The sequence below is a fragment of the Paraburkholderia sp. BGA-UO-ETr-F12 genome, from assembly GCF_059567945.1.
On sequence record NZ_JCAQOZ010000063.1, the window covers coordinates 12,876 to 27,051 of the forward strand.

Below are 14,176 nucleotides of genomic sequence, written 5' to 3' on the forward strand. Positions count from 1 at the left end.
CGATCAAGCCGGCGTTACGCCGTCGACACACTCTGTGGTCCTGCAACGATTAGCGGCGATAGTAGCCGTGACCGTAGTAACCACGGTAGTAGCCGTGGTGATAATAAGGGCGATAACCGCCATAGTACCCACCCACCACGACTGCAGGCGGCGCATAGTAACCCGGCGCATACACTACCGGCGGAGGCGGAGGCGGCGGCGCGTAATAGACTGGCGGCGGCGCGGCATAAACCGGGTACGCCGGTGCGACTGGAATGCCAATACCGATACCGACGGAAACGTGCGCTTCGGCAGCAGTGGCGAACCCCACGCCGAGTGCGGCGGCAACGACAAACGGAACGATCTTTTTCACTTTTGTTCTCCTGGCGCGGCCCACTAAGGTCGCCGACTTCGCATGCCTTGCATGCTATGAAATCAATGTATCGAAAAAGCCCGTACATAGATGTGCGCATTTGTTGCAAATTGCAATCGGCGGCGCCAGGCCGGAATGTGCGCCGACATTGCGCCAGCGGGACGCACAGCTCAACGGATAGAGAACGGACTGACAACTAAGGGTTTGCCAGCGTGTTTGCCGGCGCGCAGACGGATGTGAAGCTATGGTCCCGCGGCTCCTGAGGGCCTATGGGCCGCGTTCGTCAGTAATCTTTGATTACAAATTAGCTTCAATTCTGACGGCCGAAATGAAAAATGCCCGGCGCAATAGCGCCGGGCATTTCTTACCTACGAGCAGACAGTAGCTTCAGCCTACCTTCACATAGGCAAATTCTCGGGAGACGTTCGGCGGGACATACGCGCCGCTGATGCGCACGCGTGGGGTCAAGCGCTTCTTCTGGTCCCACCAGCGACGGCGCTGCGAGTGCGTCAAAAACCGCAAGTGCTTTCGGTAAGAAAAAATATTCATCGTTACCTCCCGAATCTGACTGCGAGACGAAAAACCCAGAACAGCAACTACAAAGAAACGCTTAAAAGAAATTGTGAGCAGTTTTCAGACCTGCGGGGCGCGCAAGGCCGGATGACCGACCGCATGCGCCATATCGCGCGCGCACTGATCAGAGGAATGCCGGCGGCAGGACACGCCACTGCTTAATGGATGGGCGATACTTCTGCTTTCCCGTTCAAGCATCCCGTCTGGAGCAGGCAACCATGTCCCAGCCCTCTTTGCCGCGCCTCGGCTTCATCGGTGCTGGCCGGCTCGCGCGCTGTCTCGCGCTGAGCTTTTCACGCGCCGGCTACGCCGTCACGGCGGTGGCGAGCCGCACAGCACCCTCAGCCAGCCGGCTCGCCAGTCAAATCGAATCTTGCGCGGCATACGGCGACCCTCAACAGGTCGTCGATGCCGCCGATATCGTCTTTTTAGCGGTTCCCGATGACAGCATCGGTACGACAGCGCACACACTGCGGTTCACGGCCGACGCGGCAGGCGCCCCGCACGGCAAAGCGCTCGTGCATTGCAGCGGCGCCTCGCCGGTGGAATTGCTGGCTACGGCGCGCGACCAGGGTGTTTCGATCGGTGGCTTTCACCCACTCTACCTCTTTAGCGGCGATCTCGCCGACCTCGACCGGATCGCCGGCTGCTCGGTGACGATCGAGGCCGATGGCGGGCTCAAGGACGCATTGACGGCACTGGCCGTCGCGCTGCGCTGCCATCCGCTGTCGATTCCGCCGGGTGGACGCATGCTGTACCACGCCGCCGCGCACTACGCCGCCAGCTTCGCGCTGTGCAGCCTCGCCGAATGCGTCGCGCTATGGCGCACGCTGGGCTTCGATGAAGACGACGCGCTGCGCGCGCTGCTGCCGATGCTCTCCGGCACCATCGAAACCGCCCGCGACAAAGGCCTGCCGAACGCGCTCGCCGGTCCTGTGTCGCGCGGCGATACGGGCGTCGTGCAGAAGCAGTTGGCGCTGCTCGAAGGCCTCGGCGGCGACCATGCGGCGCTGTACGGTTTGCTGACGCGGCGCGCGGTCGGACTGGCCGAACGGCGCGCCAAACCGCCCGCCGCGATCGGGACAATTGCCCAGACGGTGGAAGAATCGCTCAACCGCTCGCTGAATCAGGCGGCCGCAGGTGCAAGCGTCAAGTAAGCCGTGATAATGTGACGTCCGGCGCCGCGCGCAATCCGCCTGCGCTGCGCTTCGGGACCAACAGACGAGAACGCACAATGATCAAGGTCAGCATCCTCTATCCGTATCGGGAAAACGGCCACTTCGACGTGGACTATTACTGCGTCACGCATATGCCGCTTGCGGCCAGGCTGTTCGGACCGTCGCTGAAAGGCTGGTCGGTCGACGTCGGTATCAATGCGGGGCCGCCGGGAACGCCGCCGCCGTATGTCGCCGCAGGCCACTTCCTGTTCGAAAGCGCGGACGATTTCTATAAGGTCTTCAAGTCGGCCTCGGAGCAGTTGGTTGCCGACATTCCGAATTACACCGACGGCGGCAACGGCACAATTCTGATCAGCGAAATCAAGATTTCTGTGTGATGTCCCATGGTCGGATGCGGCTTGTCGGCCTACAGTTTGCCGACTAGTGTCATTCGAACATCTGGAAATTGATCCACTGCGTCCCCATTTGGGCGCATAGGCGCCCTCGTGCAGAATCGGCGCAGGTAAAACACATGAACATGCAGGCGCAACGATCGGTCAGCGCCGGCACCCTGCGGCTGATCGACAGCCGCGCTTCGAAGGATAAGGACACGAGATGTTTGGCGATATCGCCCGCTTTCTGCTCAATACCGTCTTTACGCTGTTCGGCGCGGCGTTGCTGCTGCGCGCATGGCTGCAGGTCGTGCGCATGCCGCCGTACAATCCGGTCACGAACGCCGTGCTGCAGGTCACCAACTGGATCGTGCTGCCCTTGCGGCACGTCCTGCACAGTACCCGCCACATCGACTGGGCGAGCCTCGCCGCGGCGCTGATCGCGGCAATCGTCTATGTGGTGCTGATGGTGGTGCTCACGGGCGCCGATCCGCTCACGCTGGTGCCGACGCTGCTGATCGTTGCCGTGCTGACCGTCATCAAGTGGGCGTTGAATCTGATCATCTGGATGACGATTCTGATGGCGCTGCTGTCCTGGCTCAATCCGCGCTCACCGGCCATGCCGATCCTGTACCAGTTGACCGCACCGTTCCTGAATCCGCTGCGCCGTGTGGTGCCGCAACTCGGCGGTCTCGACCTCTCGCCGATTCTGCTGTTCGTGATCGTGCAGGTGCTGCTGATGGTGGTGACGCGTGCGGCCGTTCAGTTGACCTACTTCGTCATCTGAGCGGCGCTCCGCGCGCCTTGCGGGTAAGGGTAGCGGTGGTGTGATTTGCGCTAACCGCCCCTTCCCGAGTAGAATTATGCGCTCTGCGGGCGTCGTATAATGGTAATACCCTAGCTTCCCAAGCTAGAGCCGTGGGTTCGATTCCCATCGCCCGCTCCAGATCCCTTCAGCCAGCCTGGCGATTGACCGGGCGGCTTCGCGAAGGAATCTGCGTCTGCCGTGTTGGCCACCTACTCCCGCTCTATCATTTCAGGAAATCGCACATCGCTGCGATGAACCCGCACCGCCTTCAGCACCAGTGGTTCGCTTCCCACACCAGCCGCGCCGATGCCGCAGTGTGATACCGGCCGAGAATATTGCGAATCCCACCCTGACATTCCTCGACTGCATTGCCGAATGATTTTTCGCCATTCGGATTCAATTCACATTGCGACGGCAGCAATTGATACATGCCGCGCGTGGCCGACTTGCCGTTGCGCATGCCTACTGCGCCGCCGGACTCCTGCGCCATGATCCACAGTAAATCGTTGAATTGCGTGAGCGGCACGCCTTCAATGGCCATGGCTTTGCGAAGCGCATTCCGGGAAGTCGTCGGAACGGCGGTTGGGTCGACCGCGGTCCAGCCGATTTTGGCGGGTTTCGTCTGACGATGGTTGTGTGCGTATTTACCCATAATGAATCTTCGTTTTGATAACCGTTACAAGGGATGGCTTACAACTCGATTAAAACATACGAATTGTAATCATGGTTATGAAAACGTAATCTCGACTCTGGCTTCGGGCCCGGTCAAGCCGGTCACCGTCTGGACGCACCCTTTTCGGGTGTGCTACCTTACGCGCACTTGCAACGCCCGCTCCACCTTCCTGCTGAGCCTTCAGCAGAAATCAGCACGAGCCGCCCCCCATGAAGGCGGCTTTTTTGTAGTGGCAGCGGCAACGCATAGCGATTCGAGCGAACTGCGCCCCGTCCCGCGCCAGCGCAACGGCACCTCGCAACGGGCCACGCAAGCCGCCATGCCCTCACCCTTGTAGCAGCATCGACCATGATCCACGATCCAAACGACGCCGGCCTGCCGGACCAACTCCCGCCGCCTTCCTCCGCAATCGAAGGCCAACCGGTCGATACCGAAACCGATACCGGTGCCCCGTCAGAAGAAGCCCTGCACCGGCGCCGCATCCGCAGCTTTGTCACGCGTGCGGGCCGCGTCTCGACCGGCCAGCGCCGCGCGATGGATGAACTCGGCCCGCGTTTCGTCGTGCCCTTCACCCCACAACAACCCGACTGGAATAACGTGTTCGGCCGCGCAGCGCCGCGTGTGCTGGAAATCGGCTTCGGAATGGGCGCGACCACGGCGGAAATCGCCTCGCACCGTCCCGGCGACGACTTTCTCGGTGTCGAAGTGCACGAGCCGGGCGTCGGCGCGCTGCTGAAGTTGATGGGCGAGCAGTCACTGTCGAACATCCGCATCATTCAGCACGATGCGGTCGAAGTGCTCGAACAGATGATTGCCCCGGACAGCCTCGACGGCGTTCATATCTTCTTTCCAGACCCCTGGCACAAGGCGCGCCACCATAAGCGCCGGCTGATCCAGCCGAAGTTCGTCGCGCTGCTGGTTTCCCGTCTGAAGCCGGGTGCCTATCTGCATTGCGCAACCGACTGGCAAAACTACGCCGAGCAGATGCTCGAAGTTCTGGGCGCCGAACCGGCGCTGGAAAACACCGCCGACGGCTACGCACCGCGTCCCGAATATCGTCCGGTAACGAAATTCGAACGTCGCGGGCTGCGGCTAGGACATGGCGTGTGGGATCTGGTGTTCAGGAAGCGCGCCACGGCGTAAAAACACGCGCGATACCCCGCCTGCAAAAAGAAAAAGGTCCGTGAACGCGGACCTTTTTTCATGCTTCCAAAAACGGCTGAAAACTCAATCCGCCCAGCTCAATGCACCGCTGTAGCCGACCAGCAGGATCAGCAGGCCAAAGCCGATCCGGTACCACGCGAACACGGTGAAGTCGTGCGCGGAGATATAGCGCAGCAGCCAGCGCACGCAGGCGAAGGCGCTGATAAAGGCCGCCACGAAGCCCAGCGCGAAACTGCCCAGGGCGTCGACGGACAGCAGATGCCAGTCTTTATAGAGTTCGTAAGCCGTCGCGCCGAAGATGATCGGAATCGCGAGGAAGAAGGAAAACTCGGTGGCGACGCGCCGTTCGAGACCAAACAGCATTCCGCCGATGATCGTCGACCCCGAACGCGACATGCCCGGAATCAACGCAAAACATTGGGCGAGGCCGACTTTCAACGCATCGAGCGGGCTCAAATCGTCGACGTGCTGAACGCGCGCCGCTGTTTGGCCTCGCGCGCGCTGGCGCGCTTCCGCCCACAGGATCACCACCCCGCCCACCACCAACGCGAACGCGACCGGCACCGGCGAAAACAGCGCAGCCTTGATGCTCTTCTCGAACAGCAAGCCGAGCACGACCGCCGGAATCGTCGCGATGATCACGTTCAGCGTGAAGCGCCTGGCGTCGGGCCGGCTGGGCAAACCGGCCATCACGCTGCCGATGCGGCGGCGAAACTCCCAGCACACGGCCAGAATGGCGCCGAGCTGGATCACGACATCGAAGGTTTTCGCGTGGTCATCCGTGAAATTGAGCAGACTGCCCGCGACGATCAGATGGCCCGTGCTCGACACCGGCAAAAATTCCGTCAACCCCTCGACGACGCCCAGAATCAGCGCCTTGCAAGCCATTAGCCAGTCCATCCGTGACCCTCATCGCTGTAGATAGTCGGAACGAACAGGGCCCGCACGGCACCCGCGCGACCCTGCCGGCCGCGCGCGACGTCATTTCTCGACGATTTGCACGCGTATGCCGTTTGTAAGGATCGTGATTGTACCGGGTTCGTAGTTCACCCCGGCAAATTGCAACTGTTCGGGTTTGAACGTGTAGATCGGGTAATTGGTCAGCAACTGCGTGGCGAGCAGGGCTGCCGCGGCATTGATCTGCTGCGTGTAAGCCTGAGCCTGCCCGCTCACGCTGACATTGTCGACGTTCGGCGACTTCAGCACGACGGATTTGCTGGCCGCGTCGTAGGCCAGTTCGCTCGACAGCGTGAATACACCATCGACCGGTTGCTGCATGAACGGGCTCACGAGCCGTGCGTCGAGCTTCACCGAAACACGGTTCGCGTCCGGCAGGAAGCCGACCACCGGATTGGTCAGCGCGACCTCGAACACCTGCGAAACCGTGCGCTGATACGGGAATTTGCGCTGCACCGCGTCCTGCACCTGTTGCTGCGAGAACGTGTAATGCGAGGGGATGAACGGAAAGATCGGCGTCGCGCACGCCGCCAGCGACACGGTGATGCCGAGCGCGCTGCAGCCTGTCAGCGCTGCAAGCAGGAAGCGGCGCCGGGTCGGCGCAGCGGGTTGAGTCATGCGAAATCTCCTGTGGAAGCCTTTTCGTGCATGCGGTTAGGTTGCGGCTTATCTGTCCGAACGGATGGAACGGATGGCATGGCGGAATCTCGTTCAGGCGCTAGCGGCGCACCGCCGGCTGGGTTTGTGTTTCCAGTTGGGTGAGCCACGCGAGCGCTTCATGACGGCTCGCGCCGCACATGTCCATCTGCGGTTGCAAACCGGAGCAACACGCCGGCCGCTCCGGCTGGCCGAAGATCGCGCAGCGCAGATCGTCACCAAGTTGCACGCAGCGCACTCCCGCCGGCTTGCCATTCGGCATGCCCGGGATCGGGCTTGAAATCGATGGCGCGACACAGCACGCGCCGCAATCGGGGCGGCACGCGTGACCGGTCACGTTGAACGGGGACTCGCGCTTCAGAGCGCGGCTCGACACATCACTCACGACATTCTTCCTGAACTCAAAAACACGCAACACAACATGCAACGCAGCGCCAGACCCGCATTGTGCCATCGCGTCGCGTGCGACCTTTTTACACAATCCGGCCGAGGACCGCCCACGTAAACTCGATGGATACGAAAGGCCACGCTCAAGAGGCGTTTGTGCTGTTCGATCCGGTGCCGAGAACCCCGCCGGCTCGTGCCTCTTCAACGGTGGCTGTCCAACCCGAGCGCCCCATGACCACCGCCAACCTGCTATTCCGCCCCGACCTGCTCGCCAAGTACAACGCGAATGGCCCACGGTATACGTCCTATCCAACCGCCCTCCAGTTCCGCGACGAGTTCGATCCTGCCGACTATTTACGTGCCGCCGCCGACCCAGGGGCATCGGCCATCGATCTCTCGCTGTACTTCCACATCCCCTTTTGCGACACCGTGTGTTTCTACTGCGGCTGCAACAAGGTCGCCACGAAAAACCGCGCGCATGCGCGTCCTTACGTCGACCGTCTGAAGCGGGAAATGGCACTGCAGGCAGCGTGTTTCGACACGCGGCGCCCCGTGTCGCAATTGCACTGGGGCGGTGGCACGCCCACGTTCCTGTCGCACAAAGAAATGGCGGAACTGATGGCCGCGGCACGCGAGCACTTCACCTTGCTGCCCGATACCCAGGGCCAAGGCGAATATTCGATCGAAGTCGACCCGCGCGAAGCATCGCCCGAGACCATTGCGCATTTGCGCACGCTGGGCTTTAACCGGCTCAGTCTCGGCGTACAGGATTTCGATCCGGTGCTGCAGCGGGCGATCAATCGCATTCAGCCGCTCGATATGACCGTGTCGGTGATGCAAGCCGCGCGTGCCACGGGCTTCCACTCGATCGGCGTCGATCTGATTTACGGGCTGCCGCATCAAACGGTCGACAGCTTCAGCCGCACGCTCGACACGATGATTGAGCTCGCGCCCGACCGTCTTTCGGTGTTTGCGTACGCGCACATGCCGCAGCTATTCAAGATGCAACGGCAGATGGATCCGGCCACGCTGCCCTCCCCGGCCATGCGGCTCGCGATCCTGCAACGGGTGGTCGAGCGGCTGACGGGCGCGGGCTATGTCTACATCGGCATGGATCACTTCGCGCTGCCCACGGACGAACTCGCACGCGCGCAAGCGCGGCGTACGTTGCATCGGAATTTCCAGGGGTATAGCACGCGCGCGGAATGCGATCTGATTGGCTTCGGCGCGTCGTCGATCGGCAAAGTCGGCGACGTGTACGCGCAGAACGTTAAGGATTTACCCGGCTACGCCGCGGCAATCGATGCCGGCAAGCTCGCCATCACGCGGGGGGTGCGCCTCACGGCGGACGACCGTCTGCGTCGCGACGTGATCACGCAATTGATGTGCAATCTGGAGTTGCGTTTCGATGAATTCGAAGCTGCGTACGGCATCCGCTTCGCCGATACGTTCGAGCCGGAGCTGGAGCGCCTGCGCGGCTTCGAGCAGGACGGGCTGGTGTCGGTGAGCGGCCACAAGCTCGAAGTGCAGATGGCCGGACGCATGCTTGTGCGCAACATCGCGATGGTGTTCGACCGCTACCTCGGCCAGCAGACGCTCGAACGGTTTTCACGCACGGTTTGACCGCCGGGCAACCGAAGAAGGCGGGCGGCTTGCTCGCCGTCGAATTTTCGGCCATAATCTGCGTCTTCGCCGCGCGCCAAAGTCTGGCGCGTGTGCTGCAAGACCTGCCCAGGTGGTGAAATTGGTAGACGCAGGGGACTCAAAATCCCCCGCCGCAAGGCGTGCCGGTTCGATTCCGGCCCTGGGCACCAAGTAAAATCAAAGAGTTAGCGTCCCTCCTGCTACCTTGAGATACCGCGAAATACCCTCTTTTTCGCGAAAAAATTTCCCAGTTTGTCACACAGCTATACGTTGACGCTCAACGTATCCTTTGCAATACTCCTTCCCATGCTGCGGGGAGGCAGGTCACACTCCCCTATCCTGCAGGGATGAGATCAACTGCGGGGAACTGCCCATCAATAGTCGACGTCGGGTCGACTCCTTGGTCGGTGGAGAAGCGGCAAGCCACTATGCGGATGCGGGTGCAGAGAGCGCTCATCAGATTGAGCGTTAGAGATTAAGAGGTCCACGGGCCAAACCTATCTCGCTTGCACGGCGCCGCTGTCTCCAATTTCCCGACTTTTCCTAGCTTAGGCCCGTGGGCCGACCCGGTTGCACCGGGCCGTTAGGGAAAGTCCGTGCCAACAAATCATAGCCCCACTCTCGACCTACTCGAGACGTTGTTCCCCGGTCGCCTGTTAATACGCGCTACCGAGGCCGGCGAATGTCTGAGCCTTGCAGAGCAGACGACGCGCAATAAGCTGCACGCCGGAACGTTCCCCGTGAAAACCGTGCTGCTAGGCGGCAAGCGTCTCGTGAAAAAAACCGACCTCGCCCGCTATATCGACGAGCTCGGCATCGATAAGAAACAACGTGGTCGGCCAACGAAAGCCGCTCTACTCGCGCGTGAGCGGGGTACCCAATGAAAGGTACTAGCGCTCGACAACAAGCAATCCGGGCAACTGCGTTTGACCTCGATAGCACACGCTGTGTGCATACCCTACTTCGGCAACGCTCAGCAGAAGCACTAGCGCGCGCCGAAGCCGCACGTGAACACCAGCAACCGCAGCAACTCTTCCTGCCCGGCCTGGACGAGCATCTGCGAGCCATGCCGAACTACCTTAGCCGCTCTCCTATCTTTGCGCCGACGGCTCTGAAGCGGATCTGCGATGGAACGGTGCTATACCAGAAAGAGACGGCCATGCTCAAAGGCTGGGGTAAGCAACTCACTGAAGATCACGCGGACATCTGGCTGCACGCGATCTTCCTTGCGTCGAAGCTGCCGTTAGGCACTCCAGTGATAATCAACCGCGCTAAATTTCTACGCGCGCTTGGGCGAAATACAAGCGGCGCCAGCTATGACTGGCTTCACCGCGGTGTCATCGCTTTGAGCACCTTCACGATTGCAATCGAGGTGCGCGCCAAAGACGGCAAAACGAAGTACAGCATTGGCTGCAGCCCGACGAGCCGTGTCATACAGATGCTTGGGGGCTTCGATTACAACGAGGAACTCGAGGAATACAGGCTTGTTCTCGACCCACGGTGGCGCCAAATCTTCAGCAATCGCGAATATGGTCTCATCGACTGGGAGAAGCGCTTGCGAATTAGCCGAGGGCAGGACCTAGCCAAAAGTCTGCAGCGCTTAATCTCCACCTCCGCCGATACGATACAGCGACACAGCCTCGAATCTCTAATGGAGCGAGCCCTATACACCAGTCCCGTACGGAAATTTCGGGGTGCCGTGAGCAGGGCAATGGAAGAACTGGAGCGATGCGAGATCATCGCCGGTGGTCGGATCGAGCACAGTAGTAAAGGCAAGGAGCAGGCCGTATGGACAAGGCTATGAGTCACCTGCCCGAATGCTGCGTTCGTTCGCCGGCGCACGATGCTCTTCCTTCGAAACCAGGCGAGCGCGACGGCCACTTCCGCGTCGTAATGGCGTTCCGCCCCGATCGTAATGGCGTTCCGTTTCGTCGTAATAGCGTTCCGTTTTATCGTAATGACGTTCCGCCCACCACTCGGAAAACCGCACCTGCATTGGGATTCCGGATCTCTAGACGCCCTCTACCTTTCTTCTACCTTCTTTCTACCTGCAATTCCTTGTGGACAACCACCGTCCTTTCTCCACGCCGGCCACCGCAACCCAATGGTCGCCCTTCACTTCCGGCTCGCCCAGCTCAAGGGTCGCGGATCTTCGGACTTCGAAGCACGCCTGTGGCCAGCCCACCACCGGAGATGTTTCTTTCTCATTGGGGCAAGGCCCTTCAGGGCCGCGTCAGGCCCGTAAGGGCTACGGCCGCGAGGAGCCGGTGGGCGGGTGCGGAACCCCGGCCGCTCGGCCGGGGCTGTCCACACCATCGCGGTGTGGGCAGCGCAGCCGTCCACGGGCGGGCGCGAGTGCGCTGCGGGCCTTTCTTCTACGACATTTTTGCGTCCCAGCAAGGGCGCGCAACCAGGTATTCATGGCCATGAAATCGAGATCAAGTCTTAGGCGTCAGAGAGGTGCAATCACGTTTGTGGAAGGGCTAGGCGTCCTGATCGTCGCCAGTCTGCTCATGCCGGCCGTCTGGGGCTGGCTAGCGGACGACGCTGACAACAAGGTCAATCAGGCGACCGCCGACCACGATAAGCAAGTAGTACGAGCCGCCGCGCAGTACATTAAAGATAACTACGCAGTCGTTCTTTCCAACGCAGGCGCCACGACCCCGGCGACGATTACCGTGCCGATGTTGCAGACACAATATCCGCAATTGTTCGCGACCGGCTTTTCTGCCAGGAATCCGTACGCCCAGACCTTAACCGTTCAGGCCTATCAGACGATCCCTGGCTCCCTCGACACGATGATTGTGACATCGAGCGGGCAGACGATCAGCGAGCGCAACATGCGCAAAATCTCGCAGCTGGTTGGGGGTGCCGGCGGCTATATCTCGTCGACCAATCCAAACGTAGCGGTCGGTACTTATGGTGCGTGGGGGCCGAAGACTATTCCGAGCTCACCGGGCGCGGGGCACATGGTCTATTCGTTGATGTTTCAGAACGGCGCTCTCGTCAGCGACTATCTATATCGGAAGGCGGTGCCGGGACATCCTGAGCTCAATCAGATGAACACTGCGATTGACATGGACAACAACAATGTCAATAACGCCAACCAGATCAGCTCGCAGAGCCTGCGGGTGCTGGCCAATGGTTCGGTTGGCGCTCCTTCCGTAACGTTGGCCAATGGCAAGGTGATCAGCTTCAACCAGGTGGCCGAAGGCGGTGTCTTGGGGCTAGTCGGCAACAACGGCCAAGCGGTCTACTTGGAGAACAACAATGGGGCGTTCCGTCTTGTGAACAGCCCATGGAATGCGCAGCTATTCTCCGTCGATCAGGGCGGCAATGTTATTTCAGCGGGAACGGTAACGGCAACTGGAGCACAGATCAATGGCGATGCGAACATCGCGGGGGTGCTGCGGGCAACTGGAACGGGGTATTACGATACGGCGCCGAACAACAATCTGTATTTGAAGCCGTGGAACCCGGGTGGTGAAGTAGTGATTGGAGGGGGCGGCGGTAGCGGCGTTCTGCATGCTACAAATCGGATCTACACCGATGAATATGTGAGCGGCGGCGGCGCATCGGCTGGCGGAGCGTGTGCTCAGAACGGTCTGATGGCACGAGATGGAAATGGGCCACTGTTCTGCGAAAACGGTGTGTGGAAAAGCCTTGGCGGGGCGTTTTCTGTTACCACCTACTCGGTCCCGATCAACGCCTCCCAGCAGTATCTAGGCGTGCACGCCTACTGCAGCCTTGGGCAGTTGTCGGGTGGACCGGAGGGCGGCTTTCAACAGGTGGTTACCGATGGAGCCAACAACTGGTGGGGTACCAACCTCTATTGGCCAGATGGGAAGTGGGCAGATCCCAACATCGTCGTCAACTGCATTAACCTCCCTGGCGCCGGTGTTTAAAAGACTTGTCCGCGCTCCGAGGCGACGATCGATCACGTGTGACTCAATTTCGCCTTGGCGCTCAATCGTTGGGTCACACGTGACGCGCATTCGCTGGAGCCATTGATTCACATGTGACCCAATCGCGTCGCGATGACTATCCGGGAGGGCAACATGTGACCGGTTCGGCCGACCACATCTTGCTCTGCGCGCCACATGTGACGCATTCGGACACGGACTATTATGCCGTCCGTTTTCCAGATCAGATTGTTCCGTCATCCAGAGTCACACGTGACGCAACCCAGCAACCAAGCGACGTTACTTGGCGCTCCGATGGCGCTCCACCGGAGCGACGTTGGAGCGCCAAGTAACGTACGGACACCAAGCAAATAACTCCGATGCCCAGCATTACTAGAACTCCGAAAACAGAAGCGGCGTACGCGATCAAGGCAATGCAGATCCGCTCCCGAGCTGCCCGTGAACTCGGCTACTTTTCACCCCTTTCGATACCCCCAACGGCCATCGTCGATCACCTGATAGGACGGAAGCCAACGATCGGAAAGAACACGTGGAAGCAATACAAAAACGCTCTCCGTAGCCACTTTCAGGACCTCGCCAACGAATCAAACGAATCCGTCGCCATTGAAGAGCTGAAGGCCGCGATTGCCGCGCTTGACTCGGAGCCATCGACCGGCACGCTCAAGCATGGCACGCGAACTTCGGCTACCAAACAAAAGCACTTCAGGCGCGCGGACCTCGACAAGTTCGTCGACTACCTCGGCGCCAATGTCGGCCGGCATAAGTTTGCGAACGCCCTTCGCACCTGGCTGCTCGCCGCCCGATTGACAGGACTGCGGCCCAGCGAATGGGAACACGCCGGCCTGACTGAGATTGGCGGGCGAACGTGCCTGACGGTGCGCAACGGGAAAGCAACGAATGGTCGGGCGAACGGCGAGTTCCGGACGCTGGATCTGTCGAAGGCGACGGCGGCCGATATGGAGGCGCTAACGGACATGATGGAGATGCTTGAGGGGTACCTGCGCGAGATGACGTACGAACGGCTGCAAGAGTGCCTGATGCATTACATGAAGCGGGCAACGCGGGCGTGTTTTGAGCGTCGCAAACGGTACCCAACTTTGTACTCCCTCAGGCACCAGTTTGCGGCTGATGCTAAGTCGTCGGGTTGTACGCAGGCAGAGGTTGCTGCGTTACTCGGACAGGCCACCGATGAAACCGCCGGGCGTCATTACGCGCGAGCCGTTAGCGGGGAGTCCGCGGTCAGGGTCTCGCCGACTGATGCCGACGCAAATCGTGTCCGTGCTAAAGCCCGGGCGCATCCGTCCCGGCGTGTGCAGTCCCATCGTCCTTAACCACGTACTCGGTGATGAAAACGAAACAACGCCTAGTTTTTGCACTTGCGCTCGGCTTCAGCGTTTGCGGGACAAGCCTGGCTGTCCCCTTGAGCGACAACCCGTGCGGTGTGCCGGATCCCGACACGCTCGCGCATGAGCCGGTATGTGCGGACCTC

General features: G+C 60.5%; 15 protein-coding genes and 2 tRNA genes. 12 read left to right on the forward strand and 5 right to left on the reverse strand.

What is annotated here, in order from left to right:
• Positions 1-49: 49 nt before the first annotated feature.
• A complete protein-coding gene (locus AC57B6_RS30840; protein ID WP_030101191.1) occupies positions 50-352 on the reverse strand; it encodes a hypothetical protein in 303 nt (100 codons plus the stop codon).
• Positions 353-856: 504 nt separating this feature from the next.
• Between AC57B6_RS30840 and AC57B6_RS30845 the strand changes: the two genes are divergently transcribed.
• The 5 genes from AC57B6_RS30845 to AC57B6_RS30865 all read left to right on the forward strand — a co-directional run bounded on the left by AC57B6_RS30845 (position 857) and on the right by AC57B6_RS30865 (position 3,420).
• A complete protein-coding gene (locus tag AC57B6_RS30845; protein WP_496422812.1) occupies positions 857-1,087 on the forward strand; it encodes a hypothetical protein in 231 nt (76 codons plus the stop codon).
• 56 nt (positions 1,088-1,143) lie between these two features.
• Entirely contained in the window at positions 1,144-2,082 is a 939-nt protein-coding gene (locus tag AC57B6_RS30850; RefSeq protein WP_406867472.1) for a Rossmann-like and DUF2520 domain-containing protein, read from the forward strand.
• A gap of 77 nt (positions 2,083-2,159) precedes the next feature.
• Positions 2,160-2,480, forward strand: coding sequence for an EthD family reductase (locus tag AC57B6_RS30855; RefSeq protein ID WP_028197816.1), 321 nt, complete (start codon positions 2,160-2,162; stop codon positions 2,478-2,480).
• A gap of 217 nt (positions 2,481-2,697) precedes the next feature.
• A complete protein-coding gene (locus AC57B6_RS30860; RefSeq protein WP_030101189.1) occupies positions 2,698-3,261 on the forward strand; it encodes a YggT family protein in 564 nt (187 codons plus the stop codon).
• Between the two features lie 85 nt (positions 3,262-3,346).
• Positions 3,347-3,420: transfer RNA gene (locus tag AC57B6_RS30865), tRNA-Gly, on the forward strand.
• 130 nt (positions 3,421-3,550) lie between these two features.
• Here the strand turns inward: AC57B6_RS30865 and AC57B6_RS30870 are convergent.
• The gene (locus AC57B6_RS30870) at positions 3,551-3,934 is read right to left on the reverse strand and encodes a hypothetical protein (RefSeq protein ID WP_496422738.1); all 384 of its coding nucleotides are present in this window, start codon (positions 3,932-3,934) and stop codon (positions 3,551-3,553) included.
• 369 nt (positions 3,935-4,303) lie between these two features.
• Between AC57B6_RS30870 and trmB the strand changes: the two genes are divergently transcribed.
• Entirely contained in the window at positions 4,304-5,098 is a 795-nt protein-coding gene (trmB, locus tag AC57B6_RS30875) for a tRNA (guanosine(46)-N7)-methyltransferase TrmB (RefSeq protein WP_406867474.1), read from the forward strand.
• Between the two features lie 84 nt (positions 5,099-5,182).
• On the opposite strand, the gene AC57B6_RS30880 is transcribed toward trmB, so the two are convergent.
• From AC57B6_RS30880 to AC57B6_RS30890, 3 genes are all read right to left on the reverse strand, one after another.
• Complete coding sequence (locus AC57B6_RS30880; protein WP_030101178.1) at positions 5,183-6,019, reverse strand: undecaprenyl-diphosphate phosphatase; 837 nt, start codon at positions 6,017-6,019, stop codon at positions 5,183-5,185.
• A gap of 81 nt (positions 6,020-6,100) precedes the next feature.
• Positions 6,101-6,694, reverse strand: a complete 594-nt coding sequence (locus AC57B6_RS30885) for a DUF1439 domain-containing protein (protein ID WP_030101177.1) — start codon at positions 6,692-6,694, stop codon at positions 6,101-6,103.
• Between the two features lie 100 nt (positions 6,695-6,794).
• The gene (locus AC57B6_RS30890; protein ID WP_406867475.1) at positions 6,795-7,118 is read right to left on the reverse strand and encodes a YkgJ family cysteine cluster protein; all 324 of its coding nucleotides are present in this window, start codon (positions 7,116-7,118) and stop codon (positions 6,795-6,797) included.
• 233 nt (positions 7,119-7,351) lie between these two features.
• On the opposite strand from AC57B6_RS30890, the gene hemN reads away from it, so the two are divergent.
• The 6 genes from hemN to AC57B6_RS30920 all read left to right on the forward strand — a co-directional run bounded on the left by hemN (position 7,352) and on the right by AC57B6_RS30920 (position 14,018).
• The gene (gene hemN / locus AC57B6_RS30895) at positions 7,352-8,743 is read left to right on the forward strand and encodes an oxygen-independent coproporphyrinogen III oxidase (protein WP_496422739.1); all 1,392 of its coding nucleotides are present in this window, start codon (positions 7,352-7,354) and stop codon (positions 8,741-8,743) included.
• 106 nt (positions 8,744-8,849) lie between these two features.
• Positions 8,850-8,934: transfer RNA gene (locus AC57B6_RS30900), tRNA-Leu, on the forward strand.
• Between the two features lie 570 nt (positions 8,935-9,504).
• Positions 9,505-9,648 carry a hypothetical protein gene (locus tag AC57B6_RS30905; protein WP_496422740.1) on the forward strand — a complete coding sequence of 48 codons (144 nt, stop codon included), beginning with the start codon at positions 9,505-9,507 and terminating at the stop codon, positions 9,646-9,648.
• Positions 9,649-9,713: 65 nt separating this feature from the next.
• Positions 9,714-10,568 carry a TrfA gene (locus AC57B6_RS30910; protein ID WP_496422741.1) on the forward strand — a complete coding sequence of 285 codons (855 nt, stop codon included), beginning with the start codon at positions 9,714-9,716 and terminating at the stop codon, positions 10,566-10,568.
• A 616-nt stretch (positions 10,569-11,184) separates the two neighbouring features.
• Positions 11,185-12,669: a shufflon system plasmid conjugative transfer pilus tip adhesin PilV gene (gene pilV / locus AC57B6_RS30915; RefSeq protein WP_496422742.1), complete on the forward strand. Its 1,485-nt coding sequence runs from the start codon at positions 11,185-11,187 to the stop codon at positions 12,667-12,669.
• 377 nt (positions 12,670-13,046) lie between these two features.
• A complete protein-coding gene (locus tag AC57B6_RS30920; RefSeq protein WP_496422743.1) occupies positions 13,047-14,018 on the forward strand; it encodes a site-specific integrase in 972 nt (323 codons plus the stop codon).
• Positions 14,019-14,176 lie beyond the last annotated feature (158 nt).